Genomic DNA, 21,488 nt, shown 5'->3' with positions numbered 1-21,488 from the left:
AATATTCACTCGCTGACCCTGGCCGACATCGACGGCTCGACCTTCGTCATCCGCCAGGTCACGGACGAAGGCGAGGAAGATGATCGCTTCGAAATCAAGAAGTGAAACTCATCTCCGGGTCGACTGCGAGACTTGAATGATAGGCGTAACACCGGGAGGGGGCGAGGCATTAGCGCCTCGCCCCCTCCGGCAGTTCCGGGGCTTCGAAGGGATCCGATTCTGTGCCGAGCTTCGCCTCGTCGGGGTTCGCGGCGGGGAGGTGACACTCGAACCGGCAACCACGCCCGAGCTCGCTCTGGACCTCCACCCTGCCGCCGAGGACCGTCGCGATCCGATGCACGATCGCCAGGCCCAAGCCCACCCCCTGGCTCGTCGGCCTGCGGGCGGAACTCGCCCGATAGAAGGGCTCGAAAACCCGGGGCAGGTCCGAAGGGGCGATCCCGTGCCCTTCGTCCTCGACGCCGAGGATCACCATGCTATTCTCGCGCGAGACCCTCACCCGGATCGGAGCCGCCGAAACCCCATACTTCTCGGCGTTGTCGATCAGGTTGTCCAGCAACTGTCCGAGCAAGACGGGGTGGACGTGAACCCAGGCCGGGCCGTTGGTTTGAAGATGGAGCTCGATGTTGGAGTGAGTCGCGCCGGCGCTTCGGCTGGCGAGGTGGTCTCCAAGCCAGGTGTTGAGGTCGAGGGTCTCTCGGCCGGGGAGTTCGCTTTCGGCCTCGCTCCGCGCGAGGAAGAGGAGGGCCTCGACGATCTGACCGAGCTGCATGGCCCGGCCGAGGGCCGACCGCAGGGCCCGGCGGTACTCTTCGCCGCTTCGGTCGTGGCGGAGCGCAACCTCGAGCTGGCCGATCAGGACGGTGAGGGGCGTCCGCAACTGGTGCGAGGCGTGGCTGCTGAACCGCCTCTGCTGTTCATAGGCCACGTGAAGGCGTGAGAGCAGGCTGTTGAATGACTCGCCGAGTTCCTCCAACTCATCGCCAGTGCGGGCCTCGTCGAGCCTCCATCCCGGCTCGGTGGCGTCCAGGCTCCTCGCGGAGTCGGCGAGCTGGGCGAGCGGGCGGAGCGCCCGCTTGGAGAGCCGGCGGCAGACCAATGCCGTGGCCGACCAGATCCCCAGGCTGAGGGCGGTGAGCAGGGCCAGGAGCGTCGAGAGCGTGGCTCGGATCGGCTCCATTGGGGCGCAGGCCGTCAGGACGAGTGACGGGTAGACCGCCTCGGCCGGGTCCGGCGGCTTGGAGCCATCGAGGTGACTCGCCCCTTCCGAGCCGGTGGCTCGCGGTGTGTTCGGCAGGATCACGCGCTGGGCGACGCGCCAGGACCGCCCCTGTCGATCGCGGAGCCTCGACGGCAGGTTGCGGCCGCCGGTTTTCGGGGTCCAGGCGGGCGTGAGCTCGCTGTCGTTGAGGTTCCGCGAGTGGTCGATGCGGTGGCCTCGATCGTCGAAGACCATCCAGCGCAGTCGTTCTTCCCCCGCCTCCTGGCCGAGGGGGAGGGCCCGCTCCTGGGGCTCCCACTCGACGCTGTCGGGGTGGATCTCGGCGGCTGCCGCGAGGATGGCGAGCGCCGAGGTCAGCCGCTCGCCCATCTGTCGATGAAGGTAGATGCTCGCCGCCATATAGAGCGTGAACGAGAATCCGAGCAGGATCAGCCCGACGGTGCCGAGCACGAGGGCCGAGAAGCGACCGGTCAGGCTCATGAACCCTCCTTCGTCCCGGCGTCTTCAAGCACATAGCCACGGCCGCGGACCGTGTTGATGATCCGTGGCCCCAGGGCTTCGAGCTTGCGCCGAAGCTCCATCACGTGGACTTCCAGGGTGTTCGAGAGCCCATCGAAGCTCTCTTCCCAGACGTGGTCGTAGATCCGGGTTCGCGAGAGCACCTGCCTCGGGTGTCGCAGGAAGAAGATCAGGAGCGCGAGTTCCTTGGTCTTCAGCTCGAGCGGCTGGCCGGCTCGCTGGGCCTTCTGCGATGCCAGGTCCACCGTGACGTCGGCGAAGCCGATCGTCAGCGCGGGGGCCCGATCGTGGCGGCGGAGCAGGGCCCGGACGCGGGCGAGCAACTCGTCGAAGGCAAATGGTTTGCAGAGGTAATCATCGGCCCCTCCGTCGAGCCCGCGGACCCGGTCGCCGACGGTGTCGCGAGCGGTGAGGAACAGGACGGGGGTCGTGCCGTTCGCCTGCCGGAAGCGTTTGAGCAGGGCGAGTCCGTCCGTGTTCGGGAGCCACCAGTCGAGCAGGATCAGGTCCCACTCGCTCGACTGCAGGCGTCCCCAGGCTTCGTCGCCGTCGGCCGCGTGCTCGACATGGAACCCTTCCTCGCGCAGGCCTCGGACGACGAAGTCGGCCAGCTCCATCTCATCCTCGACCACCAGGATCCGGAAGCTCATTGCGGTCACCCGAAACATCAGTCCAAGGGTCCGACGTCAATTTTCGACGGCTCGCAACGGTCGTCAACCCGAGACTCGGGCAGCGCCGCCGACGGCCCGTCTCGCCCCCTCATCTCATCGAGGGGGCCGAGCCTGACGTGTCTGGGCCGTCGCGGGTTTCAAGGCAAGGTCAGGAGGCCGCGATCAATCGTCGTCCTCTTCCTCATCCTTGACGATCTTGCCCGTCGCATCAACGAGGACTTCATGCTTTTCCTTGCCATCGACGAGGACGACCTCGTAGGAGGTCTTCTTGTCCTTGGCGATCTCCTCGGCCTTCTTGATGGTGGCCTTGGGGTATTTAGCCATGAGGGTCTTGGTGACCGCTTCGGGGAGGTCGCTGGCCTTGATCTGGGTCTCGACCTCGATGATCGAGCCGTCTTCCTTGAGCGCGACGTCCATCTTCTTGCCTTCGCTCGTGAGCGATAGCTCGAAGGTCGTCTCGCCGTCCTCGACTTCCTTCTCCGCCTTTTTGAGCTCGGCCTTGGGGAACTTCCCCTTGACGCTCTTGAGGACGGCTTCCGGGACCTCGTTCAGCGGTACCTCTTTCTCTTCGGCCTGGGTCAGGGCCGCCGAGGTCGCGAGGATGGACGCAAGCAGCATGCTCTTCCGGATCCACTTCCGCATCGGATTCCTCCTGGACGGTTCGAGTGCTCGCCGGAAGGCCCTGCGTTCCGTTTCGAGGGCTCCCGGGTCGCGGGATGAGGCTAAAGTCTCACGCTAAACCGAAGATGAAACGAAGATAAATTCGTGCTTATCGACCGGTCGCGGCTTCCAGGTACCCGGGCATCGAGGGATGGACGGCCTTGTCGTGCAACCGATCCTGGCGAATCCCCTCGGGGGCCTGGTGGCCCGGCCGGGCGTTCGGGGTGAAGCGGCGGTCGACGAGGCCAGCGACGAGGTGCTGGACGAGGTTGTAGAAGATGATCGGGAGCATGACCCGCGGGTGATGCGCCAGCGTCAACGAGGCGAGGACCATCCCCGTGCCGTTGTTATTCATGCCGAGGCCGAACATCAGAGAGGCCCGCTCGGCCGGAGAACCCTTCAGGACCCGCGAGATGACCCCGCCGGCCGTGAACGTGAGGACGCAGAGGGTCGTCACGATCCCGAGAGTAATGGCGAGGAAGTCGGCGTCGAAGTCGCGGAAGACCTGGGGCAGCGAGACCGAGGCGTTCGAGTAGTTGAGAGTCAGCAGGACCAACGAGTTCAAGAGCTTGAGGCGGGGCTTTGCCGCCGCGATACGCTTCGGCCCGATCGCGGGACGTAGCGCAATCCCGATCAATGAGGGAGCCAAAACGCAGAGTGTGAGGAACATCCCTGTCCCGCCGCCTGCCAGTTCGTGGAGGTCGGTCGCGTATTCCCCGCTCGCCATCAATCCGACGGAATGAAGGGCGAGGGGCGTCGTCAGAGGGCTGAGCAGGGTCGAGAAGAGGACCAGGCCCAGGCTGAGCGCGAGCTCGCCGTCGGCATTCTGGGCCCAGGCCGTCGAGGAGCCGGCGATCGGCATCGAGCCGACCAACGCGAGGCCCACGAGAATGCTCTGGACCTCGTCCGCATTGTGCCAGGAGCCCATCGCTCGGGTCACCGCGAAAATAAAAACCACGGGGATCACGAGATTCGCGAGCAGTCCTACGCAAAGCGGCCAGGGGTTCCTTGCAAGCTTGCGTAGATGAGCGATATCAACACCAAGCCCCGCGTTCAGGAGCAGGGCCGTGAGCATCAGCATCGACAGGCTGACCTTCATCGTCCCGAACCCGGGAAATGCGACGTGCCAGGCCACCTCTCGGATCCAGAGGCCGGGAGCAGGCACGCATGCGGCGATGGCATATGACCCGACCATCAGCCAGAGGAAGTGTTGATGAATCCAGTGGCCCAGCCGTCCCGATGTTCCCGAATGATCCGCCATGATTTTCACTCCCGAGATCTCCGGACGCCTTCGAACTTGCCCGGACAGGGGCAGTCGGACACGTCGGGGTTGACGTCGAGAAGGATAGGGGGCGGAGATAAAACGACCGTGAATTCTAGATAAGATCGAACTCATGGATTCAACGTTTTGCGGATCCCAGGTAGGCAGACTTCTTGGACGACGACAAAACCCGCCCAATCCGGGCATGGTCGTCACGTTCGTGAGATGGGGCGTAATTGGTCGAAACCGTCTCGTATTGCGCAATTAGCTTCCGGTTCGACGGGGATGAGGATTGGTCGGGGCGTGGCCTTGAGTTAAAATCTTCAACTCAACAGGTCGACGCTTTCCTGACATCTTGTTCACAAGGGGTTCCCGTCGTTCGTTCGTGGAATTGTCAGTTGGCGTTGTGTCGGATCGAGATCGTCGGATACGAGCCTTGTCCGGGGGAGCTTACGATGTCGGAGACCGAGTCTTTCCAGGCCCTGATCGATCGCGTCCGCGCCGGCGAGGAAGCGGCCGCGGCGGAGCTGGTCAAGCGGTATGAGCCGATGGTCCGCCGAGCGGCTCGCGTTCGTCTGTCCGACCCCCGGCTCGGCCGACTGCTGGATTCGATGGATATCTGCCAGTCGGTCATGGCGAGCTTCTTCGTCAGGGCCGCCCTGGGGCAGTACGAGCTCGACACGCCCGACCAGTTGCTCCGCTTGCTTGCAACCATGGCCCGGAACAAGCTGGCCAACCAGGCGCAGGGCCAGCGAGCGGCCCGTCGCGACGTCCGCAGGGTCGAGCAGGGGGAGGTCTGGGCCGAGGTCGTCGCCGATCGCGGCGGCACGCCGAGCCGCGTCGTCGCCGCCCGCGAATTGCTCGAGGCCGCGCGTTCCAGGATGAGCGAGGAGGAGCGCCGGCTCCTCGAACGCCGGCAGGACGGCGACGAATGGGCGGCGATCGCCGCGGATGAGGGGGGCAGCGCCGAGGCCTTGCGCAAGAAGCTCGCCCGCGCCGTCGACCGCGTCTCACGCGAAATCGGGCTCGATGGATCCGACGATGACTGATTCCGGCCCGGAGCGATCGCTCCCCCCCGAGGAGGAAAGGGCGGATTTCCTCCCCGCGATCCAGGTCCTGATGGCCGACCAACGACGTCGAGCGGCTCGAGGCGACTCCTTCCACGTCGAGGCCTATCTCGAGAAATACCCATCGCTCGCGTCCGATCCCGACGGATTGCTCGACCTCATCTACCATGAGGTGGTCCTGCGCGAGGAACGCGGCGAGTCTCCCGCTCTCAGCGAGTTCCAGTCCCGGTTCCCCGGCTTCGCCACGCCGCTCGAAGATCTGTTCATGATTCATGGCGCGATCGAGCAGGGGAGCCTGGAGGAATCCTCCTCCTCGCTCTCCCGGCCCCGGAGCGTCGGCGGGAGAGAGCCGGTCGAGCTGCAGCTCGATTCGTTCTCGGGGTATCCGACGCTCGAAGGCTACGAGATCGTCGGTGTCCTCGGCAGTGGCGGCATGGGGGTCGTGTACAAGGCTCGCGACCTGCGCCGAGAAGTGATGGTCGCCATCAAGACGATGAAGCAGGTCGACGTGACCTCGGTCGCCCGTTTCAAGCAGGAGTTCCGGGGCCTCCTCGACGTCTCGCACCCGAACCTCGTCAGCCTGTATGAGCTGCTTTTCGATGGCCGCGAATGGTTCATCGTGATGGAGCTCATCGACGGTGTCACCTTCCTCGAGCACATCCGGACCGGCCCGAGGCCGCAGGCCGGCCAATCCATCTGGCACTCGGCCAGGAACCTGCTCTTGGGCCAGGATTCGGCCTGGACGGGAGAGCCGGTGCCCTTCGGCGTCCCTCGTCCGGCGCTCGAGCCGGGCAGGGCCATCGAGCCGTCCGCGGGCGATCTCACATCGGACCTGATCCCGGTGCTCCCCCTCAGCGACGAGGCAGAGTCCGACACCCTCAGCGACGACGGCTACCTTCGCCTGCGGTCGGCCATGAAGCAGCTCACCGATGGGCTCATCGCCTTGCACCATGCGGGGAAGTTGCACCGCGACATTAAGCCCTCGAACGTGATGGTGACCCGAGAGGGCCGCGTGATCCTGATGGACTTCGGCCTGATGGCCACGCGCGTGGGGAGCGCCCGAGACCTCAGCACCGAGGGGCAATTCGTCGGGACGGCGGCCTACATGGCCCCCGAGCAGGCATCCGGGGCGCAGCTCACCCCCGCGGCCGACTGGTACAGCGTCGGCGGCATGCTCTACGAGGCGTTGACGGGCCGACGCCCGTTCACGGGCGAACTCCTCGCCGTCCTCATGGAGAAGCAACGCAAGGAGCCGCCCCCGCCCCGAGCCTGGTCCGACAAGGTCCCCGACGACCTGAATTCGCTCTGCATCGAACTCCTTCGTCGCGACCCGCAAGCACGCCCGACCGGCCCCGACGTGCTCTCGAGGCTCGGTGCCACGCCCGTCGCGGAGCAGCTTCCTCCGACCGCCGAGATCACGACCCCTTCGGGTCAGCAACCGTTCGTGGGACGCGAGTCGCAACGGGCCGAGCTGGGGAAGGCCTTCGAGGCGACGACGCAAGGGCATACCGTCCTCGTCTTCGTCCAGGGACAGTCCGGAGTCGGCAAGACGGCCCTCGTCGGCCGCTTCCTCGACGACCTCGCCCAGAGGCCCGACACCGTCGTCCTCGCCGGACGCTGCTATGAACGCGAGTCGGTACCGTATAAGGCCCTGGACTCGTTGATCGACGCGCTGAGCCGGTATCTACGGCACCTGCCGCCACACGAGGCCGAGGCCCTCTTGCCGCGCGACGTGGGCCCCTTGATCCGCGTCTTCCCGGTCCTGGGCCGGGTACCATCGGCCTCCGGTTCCCCTCGCCGATCGGCGCCGATCCCCGACCCGCAGGAACTCCGTCGCCGAGCCTATGCCGCCCTCCGCGAGTTGTTGGGCCGCCTGGGAGATCGCAAGTCCCTGGTCCTCGCGATCGACGACCTCCAGTGGGGGGACCAGGACAGCCTTGCAGTCCTCACCGAGATCCTGCGCTCGCCGGAGCCCCCGGTCCTCCTGCTCCTCGCCTGTTTCCGGAGCGAGGAGATGCACGAGAGCCCATTCCTTCTCGCGATGCGCGAAGGGCCGATCCCCAAGAGCGTCGAATGTCGCGACCTCGTCGTCGGCCCGCTTTCGAAGGACGAGTCTCGGGCCCTCGCGCGGCTTCTCGTCACGTCGGAGGATGCGAACGTCGAGCAGCGATCCGAGATCATCGCGAGGGAGGCCGCGGGCAACCCGCTCTTCGTCGCCGAGTTGGCCCGCTCGGCTCAGAGCCAGGAGACCGGCGAAGCCCTGGCCCATGAGCCCGGCAAGGCGCTCGCGCTTGACGAGGTCCTCTGGTCGCGCGTGCTCCGGCTCCCGATCGAGGCCAGGAAGCTCCTGGCGGTCGTCGCGGTCCTGGGCGGTACGATCCGGGCGGACCTCGCCTGGCAATGCCTGAATGAGCCGGGGGACGAACGCGCCGCGCTCTCGCTGCTCAGGACCGGCCGACTGATCCGCGTCAGCGGCCGATCCTCGGACGTCGACCAACTCGAAGCCTACCACGACCGCGTCCGAGAGGCCGTGGTGGCCCACCTCTCCCCGATCGAGAAGAAGGAATGCCACGGCCGGCTCGCGACTGTCCTCGAGGCGGCCGGGGAGGGGGATCACGAGGTCCTCGGCGTCAACTACCGCGAGGCCGGCGACCTCAAGCGAGCCGGGGTGCATTTCGGCAGGGCCGCCGACGAGGCCGTGGAGGCGCTCGCCTTCGAGCGGGCCTCCACCCTCTATCGCACCGCGCTCGAATTAGGGCCCGAGAGCCCGCAAGAAGCCCAAAGGCTCAGGGTATCACTGGCCGAGTCGTTGGCAAACGCCGGCCGTGGCGCCGACGCAGCCCAGGAGTATCTTAAGTCCTGTGAAGGTGCCTCCAGGTCCGGTGGCCTCGAGCTCCGCCGACGGGCGGCCATGCAGCACCTCATCAGCGGGCACATCGACCGCGGGCTCGAGACGATGCGAGACGTCCTGGCGTCGGTCGGAATGACCCTGCCGACTAGCGCGAGGCGGGCCATGATCTCAATGCTCTGGCATCGTACTCGCCTCGCCATGCAGGGCTTACGCTTCCGGCCTCGGACGGTGGACGAGATTCCTGCCGCCGTGCTGACGAAGGTCGATGTCTGCTGGTCCGCGGCGATTGGCCTCAGCAACGTCGACTGGATCCGAGGTGCCGACTTCCATGCCCGCTGCCTGCTGCTGACGTTGCAGGCCGGCGAGCCATCACGCGTCGCCCGCTCCTTCTCGCTCGAGGCGGCCCAGACCGCCACCGCGGGGGTGACCGCCCATAAAAAGACCGCGAAGCTCCTGAATACCGCTTCCACGCTGGCCGAGAACTCGGGGCAACCCTATGCCATCGGCATGGCGTTGCTGGCGGAGGGGGTCTCGTCCTATCTCGAATGCCGTTGGACCGCCGCCCTCGCGGCCTGCGACCGCGCCGAGGTCTACTTCCGCGAGCATTGCACGGGGGTTTCCTGGGAGCTCGACACGATCCACGCCTACGCCCTCTGGGCCCTCTCGCACCAGGGGCATTGGGCCGAGCTTGCCCGCCGGTTCCCGCTCCTCATCAACGAAGCGAGGGAACGCGGCGACCTGTATGCCGTCATGAACCTGAGCACGTACATCCGCACGGTGGTCATGCTCGGGGCCGACGAGCCCAAGACGGCCCGCGAAGAGGCGGAGAAAATCGAGGAACAATGGTCGCACGACGGCAACCATGTCCAGCACAATGACTTTATCTGGTCGCTGATCCAGGTCGACCTCTATTCGGGGGACGGAGCCGGGGCCTGGGAACGCCTCAGCAATTACTGGCCGGACCTCGCCCGTTCGCTCCTGCTCCGGGTCCAGTTCATCCGCGTCGCCATGGTGGGTATCCGCGCCCGCTGCGCTCTGGCGGCCCACCGCAACGATCCGAAGCTCGTCCGCTCTGCCGAGAAGGATGCCGCCAGGCTCGAACGCGAACGGCTCCCCTGGGCCGATGCCCAGGCCCTGATGATCCGTGCGACCTTAGCCGAGATCAGCGGACGTCGATCCGAGGCGAAGGCCAAGCTCGAACAGGCCGCCTCTCGGTTCCGCGACTGCGATATGTTCCTCTGCGCCTCGGTGGCCGAACGTCGCCTGGGCGAGATCCAGGGAGGCCCCGAGGGTGCTGCCCTCGTCCGGAAGTCGGATGAATGGCTCACCGGCCAGGGTGTCGTGAATCCCAGTCGCGTCGCCGACCTCTTCGCCCCGGGTTTCCCACACCGCTGATCCGGGTTTTTCTGGCCGCAGGACGCCCCGATCTCGCGAATTTCGTGTCCGACATCCCTTCGCGCTTTGATAATTCCTCCGGCGGCTGAACTCCATCCGAACCGATGGAGCCTTCGAAACGAGAGGGGACCATGGACGCGACGATAACTCGCCGTACCAAAGATCAAGCCCGGCAAGGCTGGTACGCCCAGGAACGCCGGATACGCTTCGCCCGCTTCCTCAATTTCGGGCCGAAAGGTGCCAGAACCGCTCACTCAGAGGTGCCGGCCCAGCGAATTTCCGTCGCCCTCGCCGAAGCCTGCGACAGCCAGCCCAGGCGCGACCGTCTTCATTCCTTCAAGGCCCGCACCGTGAATCATTTCGAGGCACTCCTGAAGTCGGCCTCAGGCGGCGGAGACTTGGCATTTAGATGAGGCTATGAGGTGATGAGCATCCCCGGCCCGTCTCTTCGCGAGCGAAGGCCGAGGATTTGCGGTTTGCCGTCGAGCTCAGATCAGAATGAATCGGCGCTGATGACCTCGCCGCCGTTGCGGCTGCCGAGGCCCTGCCAGACCTGGACGCTGACCGTGTTCTTGATGAACTGGACATGGCCGTCGGCCATGAGGGCGTTCACGCCGCCGGAGTGGTTGCTCCTGGCGGCGATGTTCAGCGATAGGTAGCTCCAGTTCGGGTCGGATTTGTCACTGTGGGGCAATCCGCCGCGGCAGTCGTAACCCTTGTCATTCGGCGAGCGACGAGTGTTGAAGAGGCTGTGGCCGGGAGCCCCGTAGTGCCAGCGGACCCCGCGCGTGGCCTGGAAGCCCGGGGGCGAGCTCGAGAGGCACATCGAGAGGTAGTCGGCGTCGCTGGTGATCGGCGGGCCGCTCGTCTTGTTGTCGCCCGTGATGACGAAGCCGCTCAGCGGGTTCTGCTGGAAGAAGGTGAGCGAGTTCACGCCGGTCGGCGACCCCCCCGTCGACCGGATCGTGTCGGCCGTGGCGACCGTGTTCGACGTCCCGTCCGTGATTGCCGCGAGCGAGACGGCCGAATTCTCATAGAAGAGCCCGTTCGGCAGGATCCCCGCGAGGTTCCCGCCCGGCTGGGGCACGGCCGAATAGGTCGAGCCCGTGCAAAGGTTGTAATTATGCACGCCATAGAAACCACCGTTGATCTGCACGAGGCTCGACGATGACGGATCCGAAGGGCAAATCAAGGTATTGATGATCGCCATGAAGCCGGTGGAGTTGGCCGCGGCCGTCGTCGTGGTCGGGTCGGTGTCGGGCGGGAGGTTGAAGTTGAAGGCGTTGAAGAGCGGCTGCTGCTCCATCTGCCCGAGCATCTCGGCATAGGCCCCCCAGCAGTTGCCGCGGCCCGCGATGTGGGTGTTGACCCGGCCCGGGGGCAGGACGTTCATCGCCGAGACGTAGTTGTGAATCGCCAGGCCGATCTGCTTCTGATTGTTGACGCACTGGGCGCGTCGGGCGGCCTCGCGCGCCGCCTGGACCGCCGGTAATAGCAACGCGATCAAGACCGCGATGATCGCGATCACCACCAGCAGCTCGATCAACGTGAATCCGCGACGTTTGCCGTCACTGTGCATGTGAGTGTCTTTGCCTATTCCCAGAAGGTTCGCTCGAATCGTGGCGACTTGGCGCTATGATCCTGTCAATTGGGACATTAGAACGAGCCTCAAGATTGGTGACAAGGATTCTCTTCTTCATCTTGATGAAATTGGTCAACAAGAGATGGCGGATGCGTGAATCCGGGGGATGGGGAGGTGAGGTCGTCTGGAATTCTCAATGGCCGCTTACGATTCATTCAAGCGTAGGGAGTGGACACGCCGGCTTCGCGTCGCCGATTTCCAAGGGCAATCCCTGTCGGGCGCCCGGGGGACGTGGTAGCGTTGAAGCATCCGAACGCATGCAGGCCCATTGGTAGGGCGAGACTTCCATACACGACCCTCGAAGGAGCACCTCCCTTGGATCGCGTCGAATCGCATGGCTTGCGCCGTCCAGTTGGGAGCCCGTCGCGGCCCCGATTCCAGATCCCCCGGATCGCGTCGATCGGCTTGATCGTCGCCTTCGTCGGCCTCCTCGCTGCATTGACCGCCGCCGAGGTCCAGCCAGGGTCGCCCCTCGCCCCCTGGAGGCAGCACGACATCCGTCGTCCAAAGCCTCCCGTCGTGGAGCCCTCTTCGAACGAGATCGCGGGCAAGGCGCCGAAGGATGCCGTCATCCTCTTCGACGGGTCGAACCTCGACGGCTGGCAGTCGTCGCATGGCGGACCGGCGAACTGGAAGGTGACGGATGGCGAGATGCAGACAGTCCCCGGCACCGGGCAGATCGAGACGAAGCGGAAGTTCGGCGACATGCAACTCCATGTCGAGTGGGCCGCCCCCAACCCGCCTCACGGCCTGGGCCAGGATCGGGGCAACAGCGGCATCTTCCTGATGGGCCAGTTTGAGATCCAGGTCCTCGACTCGTACAAGGCCGACACCTACGCCGACGGCCAGGCCGGGGCCATCTACGGGCAATTCCCTCCGCTGGCCAATGCGTCGCGACCGCCGGGCGAGTGGCAGTCGTATGATATCGCCTTCCGCCGACCCCGCTTCGATACTTCGGGCAAGCTCCTCGAGCCGGCGCGGATCACCCTGTTCCACAACGGGATCCTCGTCCAGGACAACGAGGAACCGATCGGCCCGACCTCCTGGCTCAAGTCGCTCCCATACACCGACCAGGGCAATGCAGGTGTGATCGCCCTCCAGGATCACAACCACGTCGTCCGCTACCGCAACATCTGGCTCCGTGAGCTGCCCGAGCGCCCGGCGCCCTCGCCCAGCGACCGCGCCCGGCCCCCGGTGGTCTCGCTGTCGACGGAACTCCTCGACACGTACGCCGGCGAGTACCTCCTCAACAGCAAGCCCGACTCCGCCAAGGCGACCATTGCCCGCGAGGGCAATCACCTGGTCATCACTTATCCGTTCCGTCCTCAGGCCCTGGTGATCGAGCCGATCTCCGAGACCGTCTTCGACATGCCTTACACCGACGGCCGTTACACCTTCAAGAAGGACGAGAAGGGGAACGTCACCGGAGTCCATTTCCGGATCGGCGACGGCGAACGCGACATGAAGCGGGTCTCGCAGTGAGACGTTGATTTTGATGAGCCGATCAAAGCAAACGATCCCGGCTCGAGGACATTCAATCGTCCTCGAGCCGGGATCTGTCGTTTCAATCGCGAGGGCAGGGGCTCAGATCAGGCCGTCACGCCAGGGGCCGGTGATCGCGACGGTGAGGCCGGGGGTCTGGATATTGGCGAAGAGCCACTTCCCATCGGGGCTGAACGTCGCGCCCGCCCACTCGCTGCCGCGGTAATTCTGGTCGAAACCGCGGGTCGGGGTCTTGCGCAGGTCGAGGGCATTCGCGGCGAACGGGAAGAGGGCCCCTTCGGCCGTGAGGCACTGGAGCCGTTGCTGCGGGGCGGAGTCGCCGTCCTCGCAGATCACCAGACCCCCGCGCGGGCTCTTGGTGATGTTGTCGGGCATGTCGAGCACGACGCCGCTGGGGGACTCGTACACCAGCGAGAGGATCTCCTGCTTGGGCACGTAGCTCCAGATCTGCCCCGAGGCCGAATCGCCGCCGCTCTTGGCGGTGAAACCGTAGATCGTGCCTTGCGAGTGCCAGCAGCCCTCGAGCCCCGAGAACATGGCGCCTTGCTGGCTGTAGCCCTTGTGGAAGCAGCCGTCGCCGCTTCGCTTCGCGTCTGCGTGAGGGGCTTCCGGCTCCTCGATGTCCACCCAGCTCACCTCGAACGTCTGGCCGGCCTTGAGACCCTTGACCAGGTTCTGCGTCCCCTTGGCCTTGAGCATCTGCAGCTTGCCGCCGGCGTGGAAGTTCCGCTTCTCGACGGGGATGAACCGGAAGAACCCGGCCTGCTTGCGATCCTCGGTCTGGTAGATGATTCCCGTGGCCGGGTCGAAGGCGATGGCCTCGTGCGTGAACCGACCCATGCCCTTGATGGGGCGGGCCTCGGAGACCCCCTGGGCCGGGACCTCGAAGACCCAGCCGTGGGTCTTCTCGAAGCTCATGGGCTTGCCGCCGTTGACCTTGGCGTCCTTGTCACCGTCCTCGACGAGGGTCTCCTCGCAACTGAGCCAGGTCCCCCACGGGGTCGGGCCCCCCGCGCAGTTCCGGACCGTGCCGCTGAGGCTCGTCCAGGACGACTCGAGTTTGCCCGTCTTCATGTTGAAGACGAGGTTCGTGCAACCGCCTCGGCCGAACTTGTCATACGCCGACTTGACGGCGCCGAAGGCCTGGCCCGAGCCCTCTTCCTCGTGGTTCCGGCAGAGGGTGACCGTGTCGCCGTTCGAGGCGATCACCGCCATGCCGTCGTGGAACCCCGGGGTCACGCCCCCGTCCGAGAGCTTGTCGCCGGTCCAGCTGAAGGTGGTGTAGCGGAAGCCTTCGGGGAGGTCGAGGATCTCGAGCCCGGTGGCCTCATCCTTCGCGGGTCGGAGCGGCCCGAAGCCCGAACCCCTGGGCGTCTCCCCGGCCTGGAGGCGATTGGCCCACTCCCCGAACGGGAGGGCGTAAGAAACCGCCCCGAGAGCGGCCGCACCTTGCATGAAACAACGGCGAGTGGTCGACATCGGATGATCCCTGGAACGAGATGATTGCACGAAATCCGCTGATAGCTTGCGTCGATGGATTTGGCCACCGCGCCCGAGCCGACTGGGCGATCTCGCTCGACGGACGAGGTCCGCGATGCGAGTCGAAGTGCGGCAAGACACTTCGATCCATGAACTACTTTCCGAGTTCCTCTCGAGGCTTACGGGGGCAGGCCAACCCAGTCTAGGGTCCGACGCTGAAGATGTCGCGAAGAACCGATGTGGCCTTGGCGAAAGGCTCGAGCGGTTCGGACTCGTCCTATGAATACATCCGAAGGGAGCCCCTTCGCAGCCTCCACCGAGGACCCGCGTCGGTCCTGCCCCGAATTCGGAAAGTGGCGCGAGCTATCCACGGCCGGAGCGACCACCATTCGAAATGATTTCAGGACTCGGCATGCCGAAAGAGGAAGCCCGGGTGCCGATGAGTGCTCGGCGGAAGGCGCTCCCATGGCGCACGAATTTGTTCTCCCCGAAGGACTTTGTTGGGCCACGGGCTGATGAATGTGAATTGCATGATGTGAGAAGGAAATTGAGAGGCTATAATAAATTATAATGTTATGTATTTAATAAATAAATTATGTAATTAAATGTATATTTTTGGATGGTCGGAGTGGGGGATTCCGTTTGTTTTTGTGGTGCATGCGGCAGAGTTCCCTCCGTTGAGACGCACTATGTCGGAAAGGACGCGTGGAAGTGTGATTGGGGATAGTATGGTGAAGGTGGGCAGGCCGCGCATGGATTTCTTGAGCTACGTTGTCGACTCCACGAAGAGTAGAGTTAACGGTGGTGTTATGGGAAGGAAATTGCCTGCGATGCTGGGGAAAGGTTCTTGGGCGAATTAACCGATTCTGTCGACGAAATCATCGCCCAGAGTGTATGATCACGCATCGGGTTTTGAGAGGCCTAGATCATCGCTAGATGAGTGCTGGAGTGAGAGCCGTTACTCACGCCGCCAAAGGCGGGAGGAGACGGTCATCGTGTTGGAGCCTGCCGCGAAGACTTATTTCACGCACCTTGCGCCGTTCGCGTGGCCTGAAGCCCTTGCCCCGCCTTCGCCCCCCCCTCCGTGTTGGGAGTCCAGGATTTTGCTCGCCCCAAATCAAGTCGACGTCGAGAGCCAGAATCCTCGTGATTACGAGTTGATCGCGCTCCGCGCACTCTCCGGCCGATTCCCGGATGTGGACTCCGCCATGGCGGAGGTTGCCCGCCTGTCGGCGGTGCTCACGCTCCCGAAGGGGACCATCCACGTCATCAGCGACATCCACGGCGAGGACAAGAAGCTCCGGCACGTCATCAACAATGCCTCGGGCACGCTCAGGCCGCTCGTCCAGAGCCTCTTTGGTTCGAAGATGTCGCCCGAGGAACTCCAGGAGTTCTTGACCCTCATCTTCTACCCGGCAGAAGTGGTCGAGCAACTGGAGAAGACCCTCCCGGACCCCGAGCAGCGGCGTTCTTATTGCACACGGATGTTGCAACATGAATTCGAGCTCGTGCGGGTGCTCGCGGGGCGTTACAGCCTGAAGCGGGCGATGGAGGTCTTCCCCCCCGAGTACCGCGAGCTGATGACGGAAATGCTCCACATGCCGACGACCGAACGCGACACGTCGTTCGTCGAAGCCATCGTGGACAAGCTGCTCCTCCACGGCCGCGCGCTCCATTTGATCCACCTCACCGCGAGGCTCGTGCGTAACCTCGCGATCTACGAGTTGATCATCGGCGGCGACTGCTGGGACCGAGGCCCCCGGGGCGACCGCGTCCTCGACTACCTGCGGCAACAGCCCAACGTCTCGTTCATCTGGGGCAACCACGACGCCGCCTGGCTCGGCGCCTGCCTCGGCCACGAAGCCCTGATCTGCCACGTCCTGCGGATCTCGCTGCGGTATCGCCGGCTCGGGCAGCTCGACGAGGGGTATAGCATCCCGCTCACGCCGCTGGAGCACCTCGTCCGCACCGTCTACAACGACGACCCGGCGTCGGGGTTCTTCCCCAAGTCCAGCGGGATGCGCCCGGACCTGCTCGTGGCCCGCATGCAGAAGGCCGCGGCGGTCATGCAGTTCAAGCTCGAAGGCCAGGTGATCGAGCGGAATCCGAAGTGGGGCATGGATCACCGCCGCCTGCTCCATCGGATCGACCACGAGGCGAAGACGATCGAGGTCGACGGTGTCCGCTATCCTCTTAAGGACGCCTACCTGCCGACGGTCGACCCGAAGAACCCGTACGAGCTCTCCGACGACGAGCGGATCTGCATCGAACGCCTGCGCAGGTCGTTCATGTCGAGCCAGAAGCTCTGGGAGCACATGCAGTATTTCGCGAGCCGAGGCTCGATGTACCTCGTCCGCGACGGCGCCCTACTCTTCCACGCATGCGCTCCCGTCGATCGGGCCGGCCAGTTCCTCACGATGAACATCGATGGGCAGGACCTCGGCGGCAGGCCGCTCTTCGACGCCATCGGGAAGGTCATCCGTCGCGCGGTGGAGCGGAGGGAGACGAGCGACCTGGATCTGCTCTGGTACCTCTGGGGGGGCGAGCGTTCGCCGCTCTTCGGCAAGGACCGGATCACGACCCTCGAACGCGACTTCATCACCGATAAGGCGACGCACCATGAGACGAAGAATCCCTACTTCGAGCTGATCCACGAGCCCTGGTTCTGCGACCGGGTCCTCGAGGAGTTCGACGTCGATCCGACCAACGGCCTGATCGTCAACGGCCATGTCCCGGTGAAGATCGAGGCGGGCGAGAACCCGATCAAGCGGAGCGGCAAGGCGATCACGATCGACGGGGCCTTCTCCGAGGCCTACGGGGATTACGGGTTCACCCTCGTGCTCGAGGCCGATCGCACGCTCCTCGCCGAGCACTCGCACTTCGAGTCGGTCGAGGCCGCGATCCGGGACGGCGTGGACATCATCCCCAAGGTCTCGGTCGTCCGCACCTGGGACCGTATCCACCGCATGGCCGACACCGAGCGCGGCGCCCAGATCCGCTGCGAGATCCGCCTGCTCGAGCGGCTCATCGATGCCTATCACCACAACGACCTTCGCCAGAACGGTCGGCGGCATTGACGCGAGCCAGATTCACGCGAACTTCACGGATCGTAAGCCGATATCGAAGTATGAAGATGCAGCGGGTGGATGGCTTCGGCGGTTCCCCTTCGATGGGGGCCGACGGGGCGATCCACCCGGTATCGTTTCTGGTTCGGGCAATTGGTCTAGGCCTTCGCTGGGAGCATGTTCCGGATCGCGGCGATCTGCCAGCCCTCCGGGCCATGCTTCAGCGTGATCGCGGTCCACATGACGCGGTCGCTGCCGCCATCCCTGGCCTTCTGGACGTAGCGGCCATCCGCCAGGGCGATCTCCGCGGCGAGCCGTCGCACTGAGACGACTTCGATCGTCCGCTTGGCCGGGTTCTTCTTGGAGGACTCGAGCATGCCCTTGACGAGTTCCTCGCGCCCGCGACGCCAGGTGCCGTCCGAGACGAGTTGGTCGGCATCCTCGACGAAGAGCAGGCCTATGGCCTTCGGGTCGCTGGCTTCCCTCGCCTCGACATAATTCTGGATCACGCGCCGGATGGCGGCGTCAGCATCTGCCTCGGGCTGGATTGCCTTGGCGGCGCCCGTTGTCGTCAAGCAAGCCGTCGCGGCGAGGAAATGGCGTCGGTCCATGGGATCAAACTCCTGGAGGTCTCGAGCCGTTGGTATCCATGAAGTCCCCGGTATGCTCAACCAGCGGGGTCAGGTACTTAAGGGTGAAAATCCGAGTGCTCTTGGACGTCTTCATGATCGCCCTCGCCGAACCAAGCTTGGTTGTATGTCGCTGACGCAACTTCGGCAATGGAGGAACGCCCGCAAAGAGTTGTGCTGGCGGTCCATGACGTTTGTCGTTACGATGGGGCAAACCGCCATCGTGGCGTCGGATCTCTCGATCAATTCCATCCGAAGCGAACCGCACATGCGAGCGAAGCGACCTAGGCTCACCCTGGCGAGGATGATGTGCGGGATCGCGATCATGGCGTTCGCCATCCATCTCGGCACGCTCTGCAAGCGTTCGATGGAGTATCGGCGCATGGCCCGACATTATGCGTCGCTTGAGCGCATCTCGAGCCAGCGAGCAAAGGTCATCGAGACCGGACTCTTCGCCCCGAATGGCTACGACGCCGAGGAGCAGTCCAAGATCGTCGAAACCTCGAAGAAACAGGCGGTCCACCTCGCCCGGATCAAATCCAGGTATCAGCGAGCCATGTTGTTCCCATGGGTCCGCATTGAACCCGAACTGCCGCTGTCCAATTAGCTGACGGGATGTCACCGACCGCCTTTACTTCGATCCAGGTCGATGACTCGCCGACCACCGGGCGAAGCTCTCCTTGACTTTCGTGCCCCAGATTCCGTACCAGGCATAGTTGTTGCGTCGCTCGGCCTCGATGTCGGCAAGTCGGTACTTCTTCACGCCATCCCGGCCGCAGAAGAATGGGCGGTTGGTGCCGATCTCGTAGAATCGGGCCCAGACCGGCGGGGCGTTGGGGTCGTCGACGATGACCTTGTTGCCGGAGACGATCTCCTGGCGGATGCCGGTGAGTTTGGCCCGCTCGAACCAATGGACGCCCCCCTCGATCGCCTGCACGACCTCGGCGCTCGGCCGCTCGAGGCTCATGAGCAAGGACAGAATCCCCGCACTCTCGGCACCGCTCAGAGAAACGAGCTCATAGGCCCGCGCCGGTTTCGGTTCGAACGTCTTCTCATCATGCTGGGCACACCAGGCCGTCAACACGCCGTCGACCTTCAACTGGCACTTGAGGATGCACGCGACCCCCGCGTCGAAGGCCCTTCGGGCCGACGCCCGGCGCGACTCATCGACGAATGCAAAATCTTGCGAATTGGCCACGTCTCGGACGAACCCCATGAGGTTGACCATGGTGTTGTCGTTGAACGTGATGTAGCGGGGATATTTTTCGCCGGGGGGCGACGTCTGGGGCCAACCGCCATTCTCATATTGCGCGGCGAGAATGTGATCCATGCCTTTAAGGAAGGCCGCATGAATCTGCGAGTCCTTCGTCGCTGCGTAGGCCCGAGCCAGGAATCGGAGCTCGCCGACGCTCGCGCCATTGTCGAACGTGCCGTGGAGCTTGGCAGGGTCTCCCTCGAAGGTTTTGGCTGAGGTGTCGGTATTCTTCGGCCAGTCCCCCGCGGCTGTCTGATATGAGAGGATGTTGGCCGCGATTCGACGCCCCTCCGGGCCGCGATACCAGTCCTCCGGCTTTTCCGCGAACTGGCTCCACTGAGCGCCGGCTCCCGTCATCCCTAAGACGACGAGAATGGCGAAGGTCTTCCTCTTGAGTCGAGCAACGGTGTGATACATTAGATTTTATAAATTATGATAAGGCTTTATGAGTAATATGCCGGCTCACTCCGCGGCCTGGCCGCTCACGGCCTCGGGCAGCTCCCGGTCATCGAGAACGGTCGCGGCGGTGGGGAGGTCGCGGAAGAGGTCGGAGCGGATCCGATCGCGTTCGCGGTCGATCTGCTCGGGGGTGGCGTGGAGTTGACGCAGGACGGATTCGGTCATCGCGAGCGCGACTTCCCCTTCGCCCGAGAAGACGAGGTCGGCCCCGGCCATTTGAAGCTCGGTGCTCTCGCGCAGGTAGCTTGAGCGGACGAAGATCAGGATCTTCGGGTTCAGCTCGCGGGCGTGACGGATCGTCTCGGCGGTCCCGTGCATCGAGGAACTGCTGATGATCAGGACGGAGGCCTTCGCCAGGTTGGCGTTCTCGAGCGTGTCGCGGTGCGTCGCGTCGCCGTAGATGGCCCTGGTCCCATCGCTCGTCAATCGGCGGACGGTCTCGATGTTCAGCTCGATGATGACCGGCTCGATCCGATTATCCTGGAGGAGCCTGGCCAGGGTCCGACCCACCGGGCCATAGCCCACGATGACGGCCCGATAGCGGGACTCTCGCGAGGCCCCGTCGCTCGACGATGGCTTGCTGGCCGCGTCGAAGTGCGTCGGTACATCCACGGGCGCAGGGCTCTTGAGGTATAGCTTGAGGAACTTCTCGATCGTCCCCATCATGCGGTAGAGAAGGGGGTTGAGCGTGATGGAGATGATCGCCGTGGCGACGAGGGCATTCCGCACCTTGTCGTCGACCACACCGATCCGCTCGCCGACCGACGCGAGGATGAATGAGAACTCGCCGATCTGTGCCGTTGATAATGCCACCGTGAGGCCGGTCCGGAAGGGGTATTTCAGGAGGGTCACGATGGCGAAGGCCACGATGGGCTTGGCCAGCATCACGATGGCGAGCGTCCAGAGCACCAACCCAGGCGACTCGAGCAGGAACTTCGGGCGGAAGAGGATCCCGATCGAGACGAAGAAGAGCACCGCGAAGGCGTCGCGCATGGGCAAGGCCTCGGTGCCCGCCCTCAGGCTGAACTCGGTGCGGCCCACAACCATCCCCGCCAGGAACGCCCCCAGCGCCATCGAGACGCCGAAGAGCTTGACGGAGCCGACCGCAATTCCCAACGCCACGACCAGGACCGTCAGCGTGAACAACTCGCGCGAGCGGGTCTCGGCCGCGCGGGTGAGGAGCCAGGGGATCAGGCGCTTGCCGAAGACGATCGTCAGCCCCACCATCAGGGCGACCTTGCCCAGGGCGGTTCCCACGGCCATGGCCAGGCTGGCCGCGTCGCCGCCGGGCGCGAAGACGGCCGGAAGGAGCACGAGGACGAGGACGGTGAAAAGGTCCTCGACCACGAGCCAGCCGACGGCGATGTGGCCGGCCGGGGTCTGCAAGTCGCCGCTGTCGGCGAGCACGCGCATCAGGACAACGGTGCTGGCGACCGAGAGCGCCAGGCCGAACACGACCCCCGCCTGCCAGCCCCAGCCGTACGCCAGCCCGAGACCGGCCCCAATTGCCGTGGCGATCAGGCTCCTACCCAATGCACCGGGCACGGCCACGCGGCGGACGGCGAGCAGCTCCTCGACGTGGAACTGGAGCCCGACGCCGAACATCAAGAGGATGACTCCGATCTCGGCGAGCTGGTCCGCCAGGTGATGGTCGGCGATGAACCCCGGCGTATAAGGCCCGACGACCAGCCCCGCGAGGAGATAGCCGACGATGGGCGACAGGCCGAGCCGGAGGGTTATGTAGCCGCAGACGAGGGCCGCCGCGAGGCCGCCCGTCAATGTAAGGATCAGGTCGAGGTTTTGCATCTAC

Annotated in this window: 15 protein-coding genes; 6 read left to right on the top strand and 9 right to left on the bottom strand. The window is 64.6% G+C overall.

Annotated elements, in window-relative coordinates:
* Window positions 1-169: 169 nt before the first annotated feature.
* From ACOYYX_RS18915 to ACOYYX_RS18900, 4 genes are all read right to left on the bottom strand, one after another.
* The gene (locus ACOYYX_RS18915) at window positions 170-1,702 is read right to left on the bottom strand and encodes a sensor histidine kinase (protein WP_422931471.1); all 1,533 of its coding nucleotides are present in this window, start codon (window positions 1,700-1,702) and stop codon (window positions 170-172) included.
* Window positions 1,699-2,391: a response regulator transcription factor gene (locus tag ACOYYX_RS18910; RefSeq protein ID WP_422931470.1), complete on the bottom strand. Its 693-nt coding sequence runs from the start codon at window positions 2,389-2,391 to the stop codon at window positions 1,699-1,701. The genes ACOYYX_RS18915 and ACOYYX_RS18910 overlap by 4 nt, the downstream gene beginning before the upstream one ends.
* A gap of 183 nt (window positions 2,392-2,574) precedes the next feature.
* On the bottom strand, window positions 2,575-3,054 hold the full coding sequence (locus ACOYYX_RS18905; protein ID WP_422931469.1) for a PepSY-like domain-containing protein: 480 nt from the start codon (window positions 3,052-3,054) through the stop codon (window positions 2,575-2,577).
* 127 nt (window positions 3,055-3,181) lie between these two features.
* Window positions 3,182-4,333, bottom strand: coding sequence for a bile acid:sodium symporter family protein (locus ACOYYX_RS18900; protein WP_422931468.1), 1,152 nt, complete (start codon window positions 4,331-4,333; stop codon window positions 3,182-3,184).
* A gap of 455 nt (window positions 4,334-4,788) precedes the next feature.
* Here ACOYYX_RS18900 and ACOYYX_RS18895 point away from each other — a divergent pair, with 455 nt between their 5' ends.
* The 3 genes from ACOYYX_RS18895 to ACOYYX_RS18885 all read left to right on the top strand — a co-directional run bounded on the left by ACOYYX_RS18895 (window position 4,789) and on the right by ACOYYX_RS18885 (window position 10,059).
* The gene (locus ACOYYX_RS18895; protein WP_422931467.1) at window positions 4,789-5,382 is read left to right on the top strand and encodes an ECF-type sigma factor; all 594 of its coding nucleotides are present in this window, start codon (window positions 4,789-4,791) and stop codon (window positions 5,380-5,382) included.
* The gene (locus ACOYYX_RS18890; RefSeq protein ID WP_422931466.1) at window positions 5,375-9,646 is read left to right on the top strand and encodes a serine/threonine-protein kinase PknK; all 4,272 of its coding nucleotides are present in this window, start codon (window positions 5,375-5,377) and stop codon (window positions 9,644-9,646) included. Before ACOYYX_RS18895 ends, ACOYYX_RS18890 begins: the two co-directional genes overlap by 8 nt.
* A 131-nt stretch (window positions 9,647-9,777) precedes the next feature.
* Window positions 9,778-10,059: a hypothetical protein gene (locus ACOYYX_RS18885; RefSeq protein ID WP_422931465.1), complete on the top strand. Its 282-nt coding sequence runs from the start codon at window positions 9,778-9,780 to the stop codon at window positions 10,057-10,059.
* Between the two features lie 80 nt (window positions 10,060-10,139).
* On the opposite strand, the gene ACOYYX_RS18880 is transcribed toward ACOYYX_RS18885, so the two are convergent.
* A complete protein-coding gene (locus ACOYYX_RS18880; protein WP_422931464.1) occupies window positions 10,140-11,225 on the bottom strand; it encodes a DUF1559 domain-containing protein in 1,086 nt (361 codons plus the stop codon).
* A gap of 378 nt (window positions 11,226-11,603) precedes the next feature.
* Between ACOYYX_RS18880 and ACOYYX_RS18875 the strand changes: the two genes are divergently transcribed.
* Window positions 11,604-12,770, top strand: a complete 1,167-nt coding sequence (locus ACOYYX_RS18875) for a family 16 glycoside hydrolase (RefSeq protein ID WP_422931463.1) — start codon at window positions 11,604-11,606, stop codon at window positions 12,768-12,770.
* 102 nt (window positions 12,771-12,872) lie between these two features.
* Here the strand turns inward: ACOYYX_RS18875 and ACOYYX_RS18870 are convergent, their stop codons facing one another.
* Window positions 12,873-14,270: an alkaline phosphatase PhoX gene (locus tag ACOYYX_RS18870; protein ID WP_422931462.1), complete on the bottom strand. Its 1,398-nt coding sequence runs from the start codon at window positions 14,268-14,270 to the stop codon at window positions 12,873-12,875.
* Between the two features lie 1,103 nt (window positions 14,271-15,373).
* Here ACOYYX_RS18870 and ACOYYX_RS18865 point away from each other — a divergent pair.
* Window positions 15,374-17,347 carry a fructose-bisphosphatase class III gene (locus tag ACOYYX_RS18865; protein WP_422931461.1) on the top strand — a complete coding sequence of 658 codons (1,974 nt, stop codon included), beginning with the start codon at window positions 15,374-15,376 and terminating at the stop codon, window positions 17,345-17,347.
* A gap of 146 nt (window positions 17,348-17,493) precedes the next feature.
* On the opposite strand, the gene ACOYYX_RS18860 is transcribed toward ACOYYX_RS18865, so the two are convergent.
* Window positions 17,494-17,946 (bottom strand): YybH family protein, encoded by a 453-nt coding sequence (locus ACOYYX_RS18860; protein ID WP_422931460.1) that lies wholly within the window; start codon window positions 17,944-17,946, stop codon window positions 17,494-17,496.
* Window positions 17,947-18,232: 286 nt separating this feature from the next.
* On the opposite strand from ACOYYX_RS18860, the gene ACOYYX_RS18855 reads away from it, so the two are divergent.
* On the top strand, window positions 18,233-18,571 hold the full coding sequence (locus ACOYYX_RS18855; protein WP_422931459.1) for a hypothetical protein: 339 nt from the start codon (window positions 18,233-18,235) through the stop codon (window positions 18,569-18,571).
* 24 nt (window positions 18,572-18,595) lie between these two features.
* Here the strand turns inward: ACOYYX_RS18855 and pelA are convergent, their stop codons facing one another.
* Together pelA and ACOYYX_RS18845 are read right to left on the bottom strand one after the other, a co-directional pair.
* Entirely contained in the window at window positions 18,596-19,576 is a 981-nt protein-coding gene (gene pelA / locus ACOYYX_RS18850) for a pectate lyase (RefSeq protein ID WP_422931458.1), read from the bottom strand.
* Window positions 19,577-19,681: 105 nt separating this feature from the next.
* On the bottom strand, window positions 19,682-21,484 hold the full coding sequence (locus ACOYYX_RS18845; RefSeq protein WP_422931457.1) for a cation:proton antiporter: 1,803 nt from the start codon (window positions 21,482-21,484) through the stop codon (window positions 19,682-19,684).
* Window positions 21,485-21,488 lie beyond the last annotated feature (4 nt).

Origin of the sequence: Singulisphaera chitinilytica (assembly GCF_049331405.1) — a bacterium.
Classification (GTDB): domain Bacteria; phylum Planctomycetota; class Planctomycetia; order Isosphaerales; family Isosphaeraceae; genus PoT.
Note: the sequence above shows the minus strand (reverse complement) of the source record. Positions and strands in the feature narration are given on the sequence as shown.

What these genes read in the sequence shown, in the direction of transcription:
- ACOYYX_RS18885 (WP_422931465.1), top strand. Translation starts at nt 9,778, where the DNA reads ATGGACGCGACGATAACTCGCCGTACCAAAGATCAAGCCCGGCAAGGC.
- ACOYYX_RS18870 (WP_422931462.1), bottom strand. Translation starts at nt 14,270, where the DNA reads ATGTCGACCACTCGCCGTTGTTTCATGCAAGGTGCGGCCGCTCTCGGG.
- ACOYYX_RS18905 (WP_422931469.1), bottom strand. Translation starts at nt 3,054, where the DNA reads ATGCGGAAGTGGATCCGGAAGAGCATGCTGCTTGCGTCCATCCTCGCG.
- ACOYYX_RS18860 (WP_422931460.1), bottom strand. Translation starts at nt 17,946, where the DNA reads ATGGACCGACGCCATTTCCTCGCCGCGACGGCTTGCTTGACGACAACG.
- ACOYYX_RS18895 (WP_422931467.1), top strand. Translation starts at nt 4,789, where the DNA reads ATGTCGGAGACCGAGTCTTTCCAGGCCCTGATCGATCGCGTCCGCGCC.
- ACOYYX_RS18880 (WP_422931464.1), bottom strand. Translation starts at nt 11,225, where the DNA reads ATGCACAGTGACGGCAAACGTCGCGGATTCACGTTGATCGAGCTGCTG.
- ACOYYX_RS18910 (WP_422931470.1), bottom strand. Translation starts at nt 2,391, where the DNA reads ATGAGCTTCCGGATCCTGGTGGTCGAGGATGAGATGGAGCTGGCCGAC.
- ACOYYX_RS18900 (WP_422931468.1), bottom strand. Translation starts at nt 4,333, where the DNA reads ATGGCGGATCATTCGGGAACATCGGGACGGCTGGGCCACTGGATTCAT.
- ACOYYX_RS18915 (WP_422931471.1), bottom strand. Translation starts at nt 1,702, where the DNA reads ATGAGCCTGACCGGTCGCTTCTCGGCCCTCGTGCTCGGCACCGTCGGG.
- pelA (WP_422931458.1), bottom strand. Translation starts at nt 19,576, where the DNA reads ATGACGGGAGCCGGCGCTCAGTGGAGCCAGTTCGCGGAAAAGCCGGAG.
- ACOYYX_RS18890 (WP_422931466.1), top strand. Translation starts at nt 5,375, where the DNA reads ATGACTGATTCCGGCCCGGAGCGATCGCTCCCCCCCGAGGAGGAAAGG.
- ACOYYX_RS18845 (WP_422931457.1), bottom strand. Translation starts at nt 21,484, where the DNA reads ATGCAAAACCTCGACCTGATCCTTACATTGACGGGCGGCCTCGCGGCG.
- ACOYYX_RS18855 (WP_422931459.1), top strand. Translation starts at nt 18,233, where the DNA reads ATGCGAGCGAAGCGACCTAGGCTCACCCTGGCGAGGATGATGTGCGGG.